The following is a 14560-nucleotide window of genomic DNA, read 5'->3' on the forward strand; positions in this document are numbered from 1 at the left end:
CAGTCCCGACTCCTGGCCCCGTCTTTGACCCTGTTGGGTCTTTTCGCCCCAAAAATTGCGATTCACACACTTAAGCGTGCGATTAATTCGTGTTGTGCCTTGATTGGTGGAATGCGACAGGTCAAGACCCACGCGATGGATCAGGCTCCAAATCGGCAATTTCTGGACGATATCACAGCTGCGCTCGATTGGTGGCGCGGCGCCGGCGTCGACCATGACTACCTCGACGAACCGCGCGAGTGGATCGTGCCCGAGGAGGAGCAGGACGAGAACGGCGATCGCCTGCCCCCGCGCCGGGCGCCGGTGGCGGTGCAGGACGTGGTCGTGCCCACCCGCATCGATCCAGCCCTGCTGCCCGCCGACCTCCCCGCCTTCCGCGACTGGTGGCTGAGCGAGACCCTGCTCGACGACGGCGGCCCGGCCGGCCGCCTGATGCCGGAAGGCGAGGCAGGCGCCAGGCTGATGATCGTGGTCGAAACTCCGGAAGCCGAAGACCGCGACCGCCTTTTGTCGGGTCCGCAGGGCCGCTTGCTCGATGCAATGCTGGCCGCCTTCGGAACACGGCGCGAGGACATCTACCTCGCCAGCGCCCTCCCCCGCCCCGACCCGGTACCGAACTGGCGCGCCGCAGCCGAACGGGGAGTGGGCGAGGCGCTTGCCCGGCACGTCGCCCTGGCCGCTCCGGAGCGGCTGATCGTGCTCGGCGGCAACGTCCTGCCGCTGATCGGCCACGAATCACCGCAACGCGCTGCCGTTTTAAGACAATTTCAGCATGAAGGAGGAACGATACCTCTTTTGGCTGGCTGGGGGCTTGCCGCGCTGCTGCAGAATCCGCGCGCGAAGGCAAGCATCTGGAGAGCCTGGCTGGAGTGGACAAGGCCCTAGAATGCGGGCGTCTGCCCCGGCAAAAGGGTCAGGGATCAGGTCGCACGATGCGGGGATTTTGACGTGAACAAGTTTGCCAAGGCAGCGCGCGCCGCGGGGGTGGCTGCGCTCGCCGTAACAACGCTGACAGCAACGCCGGCCTTCGCCAACAGCGCCGCGGTGGACTACTTCCGCAGCCGGGCCGACAACACCTCGGTCCCATCGCTGCTGAGCCAGGACGACCGGGCCTTTTACAAGCAGGCCTTTGCCGCGGTCGACGCCAAGGACTGGGCCGCCGTCCAGAAGATGCTGGCAGACCGCCCCGACGGCCCGCTGCACCAGCAACTGCGTGCGGAATATTTCCTCGCCGCAGGTTCGCCGAAGATCGAACTGACCGACCTGCAGACCTGGCTGGCACAGGGCACAGAACTTCCCGGAGCCGACCAGATCAGCCGCCTCGCCCTGAAGCGCGGCGCCATGTCGGTCCCCAGCGTCCCCAGCGAACAGCCTTTCGCGCGCCTGCCGACGATGGCCAAGCGCGTGCGCCCGGCGTCGATCGGCGACGGCACGATGCCCGCCGCCATCGCCTCGGGCATCAACGAGCGCATCAAGAACGATGATCCCACTGGCGCGCGCCTGCTGCTGGACGGCATCGACGCCGGCCTCAGCCCTTCGGCGCAGGCCGAATGGCGCCAGAAGATCGCCTGGGCCTACTACATCGGCAACCAGGACACCTCGGCCTACCAGATGGCCCAACTCGGCGCGATGGGCAGCGGCCCATGGGTCGGCGAAGCCTGGTGGACCGCCGGCCTCGCCGCATGGCGACTGGGCGACTGCGACGGCGCTGCCGACGCTTTCGACAAGACCGCCAAGTCCTCCGAAAACGCCGAACTGTCGAGCGCGGCGCACTACTGGCGCAGCCGCGCCCTGGTTCGCTGCCGCAAGCCCGAGGCCGCTTCCGCCGAACTGCGTCTGGCCGCAGCGCGCGATGAGACACTTTACGGCATGCTCGCCGCCGAACAGCTGGGCATGAAGCTGCCCGAACAACATGCCGCCGCCGACTTCACCTCGTCCGACTGGCAATCGCTGCGCAACACGCCTAACATCCGTGCCGCCGTGGAACTGGCCGAAATCGGCGAGGACGGCCTGGCCGACGAGGTACTGCGCCATCAGGCCCGCATCGGCGATGCCTCGCAATACGCCTCGATCAGCCGCCTCGCCCGCGATCTCGGCCTGCCTTCGACGCAGTTGTGGATGGCCTACAATGCGCCCGCCGGTGGCCGCCCCGAACCGGCCAGTCGCTTCCCGACGCCCAAGTGGACCCCGGCCGGCGGCTGGAAGGTCGACCCGGCACTGGTCTATGCCCACACGCTTCAGGAATCGATCTTCCAGACCAGCGTCGTCAGCCCCGCCGGAGCGCGCGGCCTGATGCAAATCATGCCCTCCGCCGCCCGCGACCATGCCTCGCTGCTGGGCGTTTCGGGCACGGCCAGCGACCTCAACAAGCCGGAAGTGAACCTTGCCTTCGGCCAGCAGCACTTGCAGACCTTGCGCAATGCGCCGGGCACGCAGGGCCTGCTGCTCAAGGTCATGGCGGCCTACAACGCCGGACTGGTGCCGGTCACCCGCTGGAACACCCAGGTCAATTGCGACGGCGACCCGCTGCTGTGGATGGAATCGCTGCCCTACTGGGAAACCCGCGGCTATGTGAACATAGTGCTGCGCAACTACTGGATGTATGAGCGTCAGGCTGGCGGCCCTTCGGAAAGTCGCATGGCGCTTGCACAGGACATGTGGCCGACCTTCCCGGGGCTTTCCGGATCGCAGGGTGTCCACATGGCCGCAAGCGGAGCGATAATGCGTGGCCATTGATCATGAACGTCAATTCAAGCCCATCAACATCGCGCTCCTGACAGTTTCCGACACCCGCACCGCCGAGAACGACACCTCGGGCGACATTCTGGAAGGTCGCATCCGCAAGGCGGGACACCGCCTTGTTGCCCGCGCGATCGAAAAGGACGATGCCACCCGCCTGACCGTCCGCTTCAACAACTGGATCGACGACCGCGAGGTCGATGCGATCGTGGTGACCGGCGGCACCGGCCTCACCGGCCGCGACGTGACCCCCGAGGCGATCGACCGCGTGAAGGACAAGGACATTCCCGGCTTCGGCGAACTGTTCCGCTGGATCTCGTACAAGACCATCGGCACCTCCACCGTCCAGTCGCGCGCTTGCGCTGCGGTGGCGCGAGGCACCTACATCTTTGCCCTGCCCGGCTCGAACGGCGCGGTGCAGGACGGCTGGGACGGCATCCTGGCCGAGCAGCTCGACAGTCGCAATCGTCCCTGCAACTTCGTGGAACTGATGCCGCGGCTCAGGGAAGTCTGAGGGCAGCGCCGCAGATCAGCCGGCGTTCCACAGCGGCAACCGGGCCGCTTGCTCGTCCGAAAGATCGATGCCCATGACCTCACGCAAGGTTCGGGCATAATCGCCGGCGTCAGCGACTTCCCGCACCTCGGCCACGCCGTCGCGGTGGATGGTAAGCTGGCGGTCGGTCATGGCTGCAAAGCCGTTTTCCAGCACGACGCTGGCCACGCAAAGTGTCGTGAAGCGGGTGCCAGGGCGAGTGGCGGTCCAGTGGTTGCCCATTTCCAGATCGTCCTGCGCCACTTCGGCCAGATCAAACACGTATTGCGGTTGCCAGTCGCCATGGTCGGCGCTGCGCCCATCGGTGGCGCTGGCAGCTCCCGCGCGCTCCAGCCGCCATTCACCGCCAAGCGCACCACGCTCGCCGCTACGCAGCAGGCGGTGCCAGGCGCCGTCCGGGGTCTGCGCCTGAGCGCCATCCTCGAGCGGCAACGGCGGCACGTAACTGCCGCCAAAGCCCGCATCGGCAATCCACGCTGCTCCGCCGAGATTGACCAGTACCAGAGTATGCGTGCGCGGCGGCGCAGCCAGTTCGGGCAAGCCCAGCAGCACCCGCGCCAGCAGCGGCCGGTTCACCAGCCCGAGGGCCGACAACACATCGGACAGGAGCCGGTTCTGTTCAAAACAATATCCCCCGCGCCGATGCAGCACCAGCTTCTCGAACACGCTGGCACTATCGATGCGAATGCCCTCGCCCAGCGGAATGGCCAGGTTCTCGAACCCGATCGCGCGGCGATGGGCACGCTGGAGAAGGGCCAGTCCCTCGGCATCCCGAGACGGCGCAGCGGTGAGGCCGATACGGGCGAAATAGCGTTCGATTTCCATGAAACGCTCTAGAGCACCCTTGGCCGGCAGCCGGCAAGACTGTGGATAACTTTGCGCATATTCTCGGGACAGACTTGGGCAAAACGAGTGAATATAGGGCGCAAAACGTGCAGGCAGTAGGAACAAGCCTGTTCATAACCACGACATATACGGAGCATAATCGGTGGAGGAACGGCGGATATCCTCAGCCTGCCGCAAACGACAGGATCGGCTCCACCAGCCGTGGCCAGGAGCGGAACAGCGTATGCCCGGCCTGTCCGCCATGGGTCTCCACCGAGCGCTCGTTCCACTCGTCATTGCCCCATGGCGGATCGATGAAGTGCGAATGCGGGATCAACCGGTGGACCCACTCCGAGGTCGCCCGCGTGTGCGACAGATCGCTGGTGCCCGACCGGAACACCAGGACCGGCATCGTCAGCCGCGCAAAATCGCGCTGGGTCATGCCGGGAACCGGGCTCAACGGCGACGGCCCATAAGCCGCGGCCCATTTCTGCATGACGGCGATGAACCTGTCCGGATCCTGGGCCAGGATGAATTCCCGAGCCTGCGGACTCTTCGCAAGGTTTTCCGCCCAACTCGTCGCCTGAAGCACGGCCTCCATGCCGCCCCGGCTGGCCAGCGTCGCGGCCTCGCCGCAATAGTAGGTGGCAAGCTGCATGAGGCCGATCGGATCGCCCGAAATCCACCAGAGCACGAGGTGCGAGCAGATTTCGGGATCCCGCGCTGCCGCCAGCATCGAGACGCGGCTGCCGCCCGAACCGCCCGCGATCAGCGCCGGCCCGAGGTCCAGCCTGCGGATCAGCCCGGAGAGAGCCTCGGCCTGCATTTCCGATTCGCTCTCCCCCAAAAGGCTGGCATCCGAGGCGCCGCAATTGGGCCGGTCGTAAAGGAGTACACGCCGCCCCGCAGCAACCAGGCCTTCCGCCATTTCGCGCAGGCCCGGCACATCCATGGCGAAACGTCCGCCGGGCGTCAGCACCACGGCGGGATCACCCGCGCGCCCCAGCAATTCATAGGCAATGCCGATTCCGCCCACGTCGATCCGAGGCATCCGCTCTCCCCCGAGGCGCCATTCAGGCGTCGCGGGGAAAGGGTCGGATGCAGGGCCGCACGAAGCAAGGCGGCACCGGCGATAACGCCCGGGCGTTGGAGCCGGGTCAGGTCACCACGTCAGGCGCAGTGCGGCCGGTATGGCGCACGATGCCGGCGGCCGCTTCTGCCGCAGCCACTTGCGCTTCCAGCATGACGCCGGTGTCGGCATCAAGATGCCCAGAAGGCGCCTCGTAGCGTTCGAGATAGACCCGCAGCGTCGCCCCTTGTGTGCCGGTGCCCGAGAGGCGGAACACCACGCGGCTGCCGTCCTCGAACAGAACGCGCACGCCCTGGTTGGCGCTGACCGAATGGTCGACCGGGTCGGTATAGGCAAAGCTGTCCGCATGGGCGACCACCAGCGGGCCGAACACCGTGCCTGGCAGGCTCGGCAGCGCAGCCAGCAGTTCGGCCATCAGCGTGTCGGCGCCCGCCTTGTCGACACCCTCGTAATCGTGCCGCGCGTAGTAATTGCGGCCGAACCGCGCCCAATGCGACTTTGCCAGTTCGTCGACGCTGATCCCGCGCACGGCCAGAATGTTGAGCCAGAGCAGCACGGCCCAGAGCCCGTCCTTCTCGCGCACATGGTCCGAACCGGTACCGGCGCTTTCTTCCCCACAGATCGTCACCTTTCCGGCATCCAGCAGGTTGCCGAAGAACTTCCAGCCAGTCGGCGTCTCGTAGCACGGCACTCCGAATGCCTCGGCCACCCGGTCGGCAGCGCCGCTGGTCGGCATCGAGCGGGCAATTCCGGCCAGTCGCCCGCGATAGGCCGGTGCGATTTCGATATTGGCCGCCAGCATGGCCAGCGAATCCGAAGGCGTTACAAAGCGTCCGCGCCCGATGATCAGGTTGCGGTCGCCATCGCCGTCCGAAGCCGCGCCGAGATCGGGCGCTTGCGGCCCCATCATGAGGTCATGGAGTTCCTTGGCGTGGATCAGGTTGGGATCGGGATGATGCCCCCCAAAATCCTCCAGCGGGGTGCCGTTGACCACCGTCCCCGGCGCAAAGCCCAGTCGCCGTTCAAGGATTTCGTGCGCATATGGCCCGGTCACCGCGCTCATCGCGTCGAAACGCATGGTGAATCCGCTGGCGACGATCCCGCGAATCCGATCGAAATCGAACAGCGTCTCCATCAGGTCGGCATAGTCCGCCACCGGGTCGATGACCTGAACGGTCATCTCGCCCACCAAGACTTCACCGGTCCGGTCAAGATCGACGTCCGCCGCCTCGACAGTCAGCCAGCGGTCGATCTCGACAGTGCGCGCGTGGATCGCCGATGTCACGCTTTCCGGTGCCGGTCCGCCATTGGCAATGTTGTACTTGATCCCGAAGTCCTCATCCGGACCGCCGGGATTATGGCTGGCCGAGAGCACCAGTCCGCCGCTGGCGCCATACTTGCGGATCACGTGGCTGGCCGCCGGGGTCGACAGGATCCCGCCCTGCCCCACCAGAACCCGGCCATATCCATTGGCCGCCGCCATGCGGATCGCCTGCTGGATCACCGTGCGGTTGTGAAAGCGCCCGTCGCCGCCAATCACCAACACCGCCCCCGGTGCCGGCTTGACGACGTCGAACACCGACTGAATGAAATTCTCGGCATAACCGGGCTGCTGGAACACCCGGACTTTCTTGCGCAAACCGGAAGTTCCCGGCGCCTGACCTTCATAGGGAGTGGTGGGAACAGTTACGATCCGGGTCAAGCGCGGGTCTCCATAAACAGAATGCCGATAGTTCCCGGACAGGAAGTCGGCCAACAAGAAAGCGGTGGTCGGGAAGTTTCCACCAAGAACAGACTGTGCCTGCAAAGAAGTTGCTTGGCAGCATTGAGTGACAGTCTGGCGGCATCGCCAGCAATATCAAGCCCATCCATGGCAAATGTTGCGCCCAAGCAAAAGGGCCGCGCGACCGGCCGAGTTTCGCGCAGGATCAAATAAGCCCGCGATCCCGCAGACTTACCGCGCGATTGCCGCCAACTACGAAGTGATCGTCGACAAGGATGTCCAGGGCACCGGCCACATCGATGAAATGGCGGGTAGCACGAATGTCGGCGGCGCTGGGCTCGGGATTTCCCGAGGGGTGGTTGTGCGCGATCACCAGCCGCCGGGCATCCAATTCAAACGCCCGCCGCACGGCCCGGCGCAGCGGCAGGATTGCCGTGCTGCCGTGGACGCCTTCGTGAAAGTCCTCGGCGATGAACAGCCCCTCGGCGGACAGGTAAAGCACCACGACACATTCCTCGCGGCAGAACCCGAGGCGGCGCACAAGGTATTGACGAAGGCGCGGACTGTTGGGCTCGGTCGGCTCGCCGACAACCGCTTCGCGCGCGGCCAGAACCGAAAGTTCACGAGCCGCCGCGATGGCTGCAGTCAGCAACCTGAAGCCCGGCGTCGTCTCACCAATGGTTTCTGCGAGACTGGCCGCGGATGCGGCATGGATCCCCCGTAGCGAGCCGAAGCGCTGAATCAGGCGGCAGGCAATCTCCTGCGTCCGTTCCCCGGCGAAAGGAGCCAGGACTTGCGCCAGGACGGATAGCTGCCCAGTCGCTTCTGCCGCCGCATGTGAGCGAGCAGGCCAAGCGCCAAGGCGATCATCTGCACGTAGGAAGGCATGATGTTCATCGCCACGTAGGCCTGCCCCGAGACCATCTTCGCCATTGCGGGATAGACGTGGCTCAACAGTGCGATGAGCTGAGAACCCGCTATCCACAGCGGGTAGACCCGGTTGGCGCCCAACGCCACCATGAGGAAGACGGCAAACCCGATGACGTCGATCGCCAGATGGGCAAAGTTCACTCCCAGCACCAGCATGGGTTGAATACCGACGAACAAGTGGAACATGCGATCGACAACCAGCATCCCCAGGATGGTGGCCGAAATGATCCGCTCCGGTGCGGCCCCACGCCGCATCGCCAGCACGAACAGCAAGGCAAGCACGCCATGCTGGAGATAGGCCCGCGCGCTCAGGAGAAACATGGCAGCCCCCCAGCCCCATGCCGCTTCGAGCGCGCGGAACCCATCGTCGACCCGCTTGTGGTCAGGCCGACTGCAACTGCGGCATCGCCTCTACAAGGACAGCGCTTTGCGGGCAGGCTTCCGGCTCGTCGACGATCGCCTTCACCTGGCGACCGGCATCGAGCAGCGCGCGGTGGACACGGATCATGTCGTTCTGACTTTCCAGAAGCGCGCGCTGCGAACGGGCGAGGCGCAGCAGCGCATTCTGCCCGGTGAAGTTGGCGACACCATCGGCGCCGCGCGCCAGCACCATCGTTTCCATCAACCGCGCCGACGCCAGCAGTGCGGTATCGAGCGAAAGCTCGGCTTCGGGAAGCTGGCGCGAAAGACGTGCGGCAGCGGCGGAAATCGACATACCCATAAAAACCCTCCATCGACGCCCGCCACTCGCTACGGGCCCCCCACAAGATCGTGATACGAGGCTGGCTCACAGATGTCGGCTCAGCGCCGTGGCAAGATCCAGTCCAAACACCGCCACCAGCAGTAAGCCGCCAGCGATGAGGACCATGGCTGCCACACGGTTGACACCGGCATCAGGGCCATCGAGCACCTCGGGGACGACCCGTTCGATCCGTTCGTCATGCCACGGTGCCTCGACCTTGAAGGTCACGCCATCCGAAAGCGTGAGGCGGTTGCCCGGCTCGTCCCGAAGCCACCCATCGGCGATGATGTGGCGTGCGGGAACCTGAGGATTCTTCTCTGGTAGAGGATTACAGGGGGCCTGCCTGTCAGCCATTGGGGAAACGGCGACCTCGCCGGGAAGACGTGCAGCATCCGCCGCAGCAACAGGCGCGGCCGCTTGCAGCGCAGGCGCTACATGATCCTTTCGCTGATAATACCGATAGGCCCGGGCCAGTTCCGCCCGCGGCGGTGATCCGGTCCGTGCACGTACACCTTCGATACGCTGGTTCACGGCACTTTCCGAAATGCCAAGTTCCCAGGCTATCTCCTTGCTGGTGCGGTTTTCCGCAACCAGTCTTAGAACTTCATGTTGCTTATCTGTCAGCCTCGGAAGTGTTTCAAGGATGCCCTGAAACTGTCCTGAGTCTAGTTCGCGCGCCCCGAATTCGAAATCCATATCCCCCGGCTTCCCGATCCGGCGGGCTACCCCCCTCCCGCCGGTTCTCCCTTAGGTATATCGCGGTAACCAATTCAGGATCAATCGGTAGTTGGGCGGATTTCGCTGCAAGACGCCTGGAAACCGCCATTACGAACGGATTTCGCGCGACCGTTCTGTCTATCTTAACCGAACCCTCAAGGTTTGTTGTTAACTATACGCGGAAATTCAATCGTTTGCAGAAAATGCCGTGCACAGACGACGCCTGCACAGCCCGGTCGTGCAAATGTCACAAGAACCGGCACGGCCAATACAATTTCTTACCATTCGAGGATTTGCCCGCCGCACTGCGGCATCTAGCCCAGAGTGATGAGCAGCCCGCGCCTACTCCTTGCACCATTCCGCGCCACCTCCCGTGCGCCATCCCCCGCAACGTCGCCTGCCCCGGCCCGCATCCTCGCCCCTGCAGCCCTGAGAAGAACCCGGGGCCGATGCGGCGCCATGTATCTGCTGCTTTCCTCTAGCGGGTTCGTTCTGCCGGCAGCTGTTTTTGCTCAACAAGCGAGCCCGGCCATCTCCGCCGGGAAAGGCATCAAAGGCAGTGCGACGACTTCCGGCAACGGCGCGGAGGCGGACTCCGGTTCCGCCGACGAGATCATCGTCACCGGACAAGCCGTTCCCGGCGCGGTGATCGGCGACATTCCTCCGGAGAACCGCATCGGCCAGGGCGAAATCGCCTCCTACGGCGTCGATTCCATCAGCGACCTGCTCGACGAAATCGCCGACCAGACCACCAGCATCGCCGGGCGGGATTCATCGAGCGGACCGGTCGTTCTGGTCAACGGCAAGCGTGTCTCGGGCGTCAACGAAGTCGGCGACCTGCCGGTGGAATCGGTGCTGCGGGTCGACATCCTGCCCGAAGAAGTGGCGATCAAATACGGCTACGACGCGCAGCAGAAGGTGGTCAACATCATCCTCAAACGGCGCTTCCAGTCGCGCGTAGCCAATCTGGAGGGCGGCATGTCCACCAAGGGCGGGGGCGGCCAGGGCAACGGCGCCTTCACCTACACCAGGATCCACGACAACGACCGGCTCAACCTGACCGGCAAGATCACCTCGCAGGCCGCGATCCTGGAAAGTGATCGCAACATCACCGCCGATCCCGACAGCGAAGTGACCGCAGCCGGCGGCCTTTCCGACGAGCGCTCCTATCGTACCTTGCAGGCATCCACCCGCAACTACGCGATGGCGGCCAGCCTTGCGCACGATCTGGGCGGCTCGGCCAACATCTCGTTCAACGTCAAGGGCACCTACAAGACCAGCCGTTCGCTGGGCGGCCTTGCCGACGGGGAACTGACGATTCCGGCGAGCAATCCGTTTTCGGGCGGCTCGGATTCGAGCTTCACGCGCTATCTGTCGAACGATCCGCTCAACCGGGCGAGCAATTCCGGCGATGTCTCGGCGGGGACGACGCTCAACGTGGACCTGTCCAGCCGCTGGAAGCTCTCGGTCATCGGCAGCTACGACCACAGCGAGTCGGACACCCGCAACGAGACCGGCTACGATCTCGACACGCTTCAGGCCGCGCTCGATGCGGGCGACCCCGATGTCGATCCCTATGGCACGCTCTCGCCCACTCTTCTCGGCTCGATGCTTACCACCCGCGCCAAGTCCAACACCGACACCGGCAGCGCCAGCGCGCTGATCTTCGGCAAGCTGCTCAAGCTGCCCGCCGGCGACATGGGCGTGAGCCTGAAACTGGGCGGCGACTTCACCTCGCAATCCTCCAGCACGATCCAGAACGGCGCGGCGACCGACAGCGACGCCAACCGCACCAACGGCAGCGCCAAACTCTCGGTCGACATTCCGCTGACCAGCCGCAGCAAAGGCGTACTCGGCGCCATCGGCACGCTGAGCCTCAACCTGAACGGCGGCATCACCCAGGTGTCGGACTACGGCACCCTCGGCACCTTCGGTTACGGGCTCAACTGGACGCCCGTAACCGGCGTTACCGTGATCGCCGCCGTGAACGAGGACCGCAGCGCGCCGACCGTCGCCCAGCTCAGCGGCCCGGTGATCACCACCACCAACCAGCGCGTCTACGACTATGTGACCGGAGAGTCGGTGCTGGTCACCTCGGTCACCGGCGGCAATCCGAACCTCAAGGCCGACGACCGTCACAGCTTCAAGCTGGGCGTCACGGCCAAGATCCTCGACGAGCCCAAGCTCAATTTCAGCGCCAGCTACGTCAACAGCCGCAACCGCAATGCCATCATGAGCGTGGGCGGCGTGACCGAAGACCTTGAGGACGCCTTCCCCGATCGCTTCATCCGCGACGCCTCGGGCACGCTGGTGAGCGTCGATTCGCGCCCGGTGAACGTCTACATGCAGCGCACCGAGCAGGTGCGCTGGGGCTTCAACTTCTCCACCCAGCTACGCAAGCCAAAGCGCCCGGAACGACCGGCATGGGCTCGCCCCGGCGAAAACGGCCAGTGGGGCGGGCGCCGCAATGGCGAGCAGAACGGCCAAACCGGCGGACAACGTCCCACGAACGAAACCTCCGGCCAGCCGCCGCAGGGCGAAGGCCAACCGGGCCAGCCCGGCGGCGAAAACGAGATCACCGTCAACGGCCAGCGCGAACAGGAAGGCCCCGGTGGCTTCGGACCGCCCCCCGGCGGTTTCCCGCCCGATGGCCCGCCGCCGGACGGTTTCCGCGACGGACCTCCGCCAGACGGCTTCGGCCCGCCTCCCGGTGGTGGCCCCGGCGGTCCTGGAGGACCGGGAGGCCCCGGCGGGTTCGGTGGTCCGGGTGGACGCGGCGGACGCGGGTTCTCGGGCGGCAGCGACAATGGCGCGCGCCTGCTCGCCTCGGTCTACCATACCTGGGTGCTGTGCTCCGACGTGCAGCTCACCGAGGACGGCGAGACCATAGACCTGCTGCATGGCGGCACCGTCACCGGCAGTTCGACACCGCAGCACAAGGTCACCGCCAGCCTGGGCGTGGTCGACAACGGCCTTGGCATGCGCCTGGAAGGCAACTGGCAAAGCGCGACCAGGGTCAACGGCGACAGCCTGTCCTCCTCGACCGGCGATCTCCACTTCTCGTCGTTGGCGACGCTGGACCTGCGCCTTTTCGCGAACCTGCAGAACCGCTTCCGCGGCAAGGCCTGGGCGCGCGGCACGCGCGTCAGCCTGTCGATCGAGAACCTGTTCGACACGCGCCAGACCGTGACCGACGCCACCGGCGCGACGCCCTATGCCTACCAGAAGGACTATCTCGACCCGATGGGCCGGACGGTACTGCTGTCGGTGCGACGCATTTTCTGAGGCAAGGAGAAGCGGGATCCCGCTTCCTTCTTCAACGTCGAAAGCAATGAAAAAGGGCAGGAGAGCCGCGCTCCCCTGCCCTTTTCTCAATCTGCCGGAAAGCAGCGAGGCTGAAACCTCACTCCTCGCCCATGCGAAGGGCGGCGATGAAGGCTTCCTGCGGGATCTGCACGTTGCCGTACTCACGCATGCGCTTCTTGCCTTCCTTCTGCTTTTCCAGAAGCTTCTTCTTGCGCGTGATGTCGCCGCCATAACACTTGGCGGTCACGTCCTTGCGCATCGCCGAAATCGTCTCGCGCGCGATCACCTTTGCGCCGATGGCAGCCTGGATCGGGATCTTGAACATGTGGCGCGGGATAAGCTCCTTCAGACGCTCCACCAGCGCGCGGCCGCGCGGTTCGGCCTGGCCGCGGTGCACGATCATCGACAGCGCGTCGACCGGCTCATTGTTCACGAGGATGTTCATCATCACGAGGTCACCCTCCTGAAGGCCGATCTGCTCGTAGTCGAAACTGGCATAGCCACGGCTGATCGACTTCAGGCGGTCGTAGAAGTCGAACACCACTTCGTTGAGCGGCAGTTCGTAGGTAACCTGGGCGCGGCCGCCGACGTAAGTCAGGTCCTTCTGGATACCGCGACGGTCCTGACAGAGCTTCAGGATCGAGCCGAGGTATTCGTCCGGCGTATAGATCACCGCCTTGATCCACGGCTCTTCCATGAAGTCGATCTTCACCGGATCGGGCATGTCGGCCGGGTTGTGCAGTTCCTTCACGGTGCCATCGGTCATCGTCAGGCGGTAGACCACCGAAGGCGCGGTGGTGATGAGGTCGAGGTCGTACTCGCGGCTCAGGCGCTCCTGGATGATTTCCAGATGCAGCAGGCCAAGGAAGCCGCAGCGGAAGCCGAAGCCCAGCGCCGCGCTCGATTCCATCTCGAAGCTGAAAGAGGCATCGTTCAGGCGCAGCTTGCCAATCGATTCGCGCAGCTTCTCGAAGTCGTTGGCGTCGACCGGGAAGAGCCCGCAGAACACCACGGGCTGCACTTCCTTGTAGCCCGGCAGCGCCTGCGTGGCACCCTGCTTCACGGTGGTGATGGTGTCACCGACCTTGGCCTGCTCCACTTCCTTGATCTGCGCGGTGATGAAACCGATCTCGCCAGGGCCGAGTTCAGGCAGGTCGATGCGCTTGGGCGTGAAGCAGCCCACGCGGTCGATCAGATGCTCGGTGCCGCCCTGCATGAACTTGACGTTCAGGCCCTTCTTGATGACGCCGTCGATCACGCGCACCAGAATGACGACACCAAGATAGGGATCGTACCAGGAATCGACCAGCATGGCCTTGAGCGGCGCTGCGCGATCACCCTTGGGTGCCGGAATCTTGGCGACCACGGCTTCGAGGATCTCGTCGATGCCGATGCCCGACTTGGCGGAAGCCAGCACGGCTTCGGAAGCATCGATGCCGATGACCTCCTCGATTTCGCTCCGCACCTTTTCCGGCTCGGCGGCAGGCAGGTCGATCTTGTTGATGACGGGCACGATCTCGTGGTCGTGCTCGATCGACTGGTAGACGTTCGCCAGCGTCTGCGCTTCCACGCCCTGCGCGGCGTCCACCACCAGCAGCGCGCCTTCGCAGGCGGCAAGGCTGCGGCTGACTTCGTAAGCGAAGTCGACGTGGCCCGGCGTGTCCATCAGGTTCAGCTCATAGGTGATCCCGTCGGAAGCCGTGTAGTTCAGGCGCACGGTCTGCGCCTTGATGGTGATGCCGCGCTCCTTCTCGATATCCATGTTGTCGAGCACCTGCGCGCTCATCTCGCGGTCGGAGAGGCCCCCGGTGCGCTGGATCAGGCGGTCGGCAAGCGTCGACTTGCCGTGGTCGATATGGGCAATGATCGAGAAATTACGGATCTGGGCGAGTTCGGTCATGGTTGCGCCGTTAGCAGCGCTTGGACCATTTGAAA

At 64.8% G+C, this 14560-nt stretch carries 12 protein-coding genes; 4 read left to right on the plus strand and 8 right to left on the minus strand.

Features of this window, described 5'->3' with window-relative positions:
- Nucleotides 1-111 precede the first annotated feature (111 nt).
- The 3 genes from DM450_RS09915 to moaB all read left to right on the plus strand — a co-directional run bounded on the left by DM450_RS09915 (nt 112) and on the right by moaB (nt 3253).
- A complete protein-coding gene (locus DM450_RS09915; RefSeq protein ID WP_260609758.1) occupies nt 112-885 on the plus strand; it encodes a uracil-DNA glycosylase family protein in 774 nt (257 codons plus the stop codon).
- A 99-nt stretch (nt 886-984) separates the two neighbouring features.
- On the plus strand, nt 985-2736 hold the full coding sequence (locus DM450_RS09920) for a transglycosylase SLT domain-containing protein (protein ID WP_409529364.1): 1752 nt from the start codon (nt 985-987) through the stop codon (nt 2734-2736).
- Complete coding sequence (gene moaB / locus DM450_RS09925; protein WP_142634443.1) at nt 2726-3253, plus strand: molybdenum cofactor biosynthesis protein B; 528 nt, start codon at nt 2726-2728, stop codon at nt 3251-3253. The genes DM450_RS09920 and moaB overlap by 11 nt, the downstream gene beginning before the upstream one ends.
- Nucleotides 3254-3268: 15 nt before the next feature.
- Here moaB and DM450_RS09930 read toward each other — a convergent pair whose 3' ends face one another.
- The 7 genes from DM450_RS09930 to DM450_RS09955 all read right to left on the minus strand — a co-directional run bounded on the left by DM450_RS09930 (nt 3269) and on the right by DM450_RS09955 (nt 9298).
- A complete protein-coding gene (locus DM450_RS09930; RefSeq protein WP_142634445.1) occupies nt 3269-4117 on the minus strand; it encodes an arylamine N-acetyltransferase family protein in 849 nt (282 codons plus the stop codon).
- Between the two features lie 184 nt (nt 4118-4301).
- On the minus strand, nt 4302-5168 hold the full coding sequence (locus DM450_RS09935) for an alpha/beta fold hydrolase (RefSeq protein ID WP_142634446.1): 867 nt from the start codon (nt 5166-5168) through the stop codon (nt 4302-4304).
- A 106-nt stretch (nt 5169-5274) separates the two neighbouring features.
- Entirely contained in the window at nt 5275-6909 is a 1635-nt protein-coding gene (locus DM450_RS09940) for an alpha-D-glucose phosphate-specific phosphoglucomutase (protein WP_142634448.1), read from the minus strand.
- A gap of 226 nt (nt 6910-7135) precedes the next feature.
- Nucleotides 7136-7582 carry a JAB domain-containing protein gene (locus DM450_RS26195; RefSeq protein ID WP_242526109.1) on the minus strand — a complete coding sequence of 149 codons (447 nt, stop codon included), beginning with the start codon at nt 7580-7582 and terminating at the stop codon, nt 7136-7138.
- A gap of 89 nt (nt 7583-7671) precedes the next feature.
- A complete protein-coding gene (locus DM450_RS26200) occupies nt 7672-8181 on the minus strand; it encodes a hypothetical protein (RefSeq protein ID WP_242526108.1) in 510 nt (169 codons plus the stop codon).
- Nucleotides 8182-8242: 61 nt separating this feature from the next.
- The gene (locus tag DM450_RS09950) at nt 8243-8581 is read right to left on the minus strand and encodes a hypothetical protein (protein WP_142634452.1); all 339 of its coding nucleotides are present in this window, start codon (nt 8579-8581) and stop codon (nt 8243-8245) included.
- 66 nt (nt 8582-8647) lie between these two features.
- Nucleotides 8648-9298, minus strand: coding sequence for a helix-turn-helix transcriptional regulator (locus DM450_RS09955; protein ID WP_142634453.1), 651 nt, complete (start codon nt 9296-9298; stop codon nt 8648-8650).
- 480 nt (nt 9299-9778) lie between these two features.
- Here DM450_RS09955 and DM450_RS09960 point away from each other — a divergent pair, with 480 nt between their 5' ends.
- On the plus strand, nt 9779-12604 hold the full coding sequence (locus DM450_RS09960) for a TonB-dependent receptor (RefSeq protein ID WP_142634455.1): 2826 nt from the start codon (nt 9779-9781) through the stop codon (nt 12602-12604).
- Nucleotides 12605-12722: 118 nt separating this feature from the next.
- Here DM450_RS09960 and lepA read toward each other — a convergent pair whose 3' ends face one another.
- Nucleotides 12723-14525, minus strand: a complete 1803-nt coding sequence (gene lepA / locus DM450_RS09965) for a translation elongation factor 4 (RefSeq protein ID WP_142634457.1) — start codon at nt 14523-14525, stop codon at nt 12723-12725.
- Nucleotides 14526-14560 lie beyond the last annotated feature (35 nt).

The organism is Sphingomonas sp. IC081, from assembly GCF_006874585.1.
Taxonomy (GTDB): Bacteria; Pseudomonadota; Alphaproteobacteria; order Sphingomonadales; family Sphingomonadaceae; genus Novosphingobium.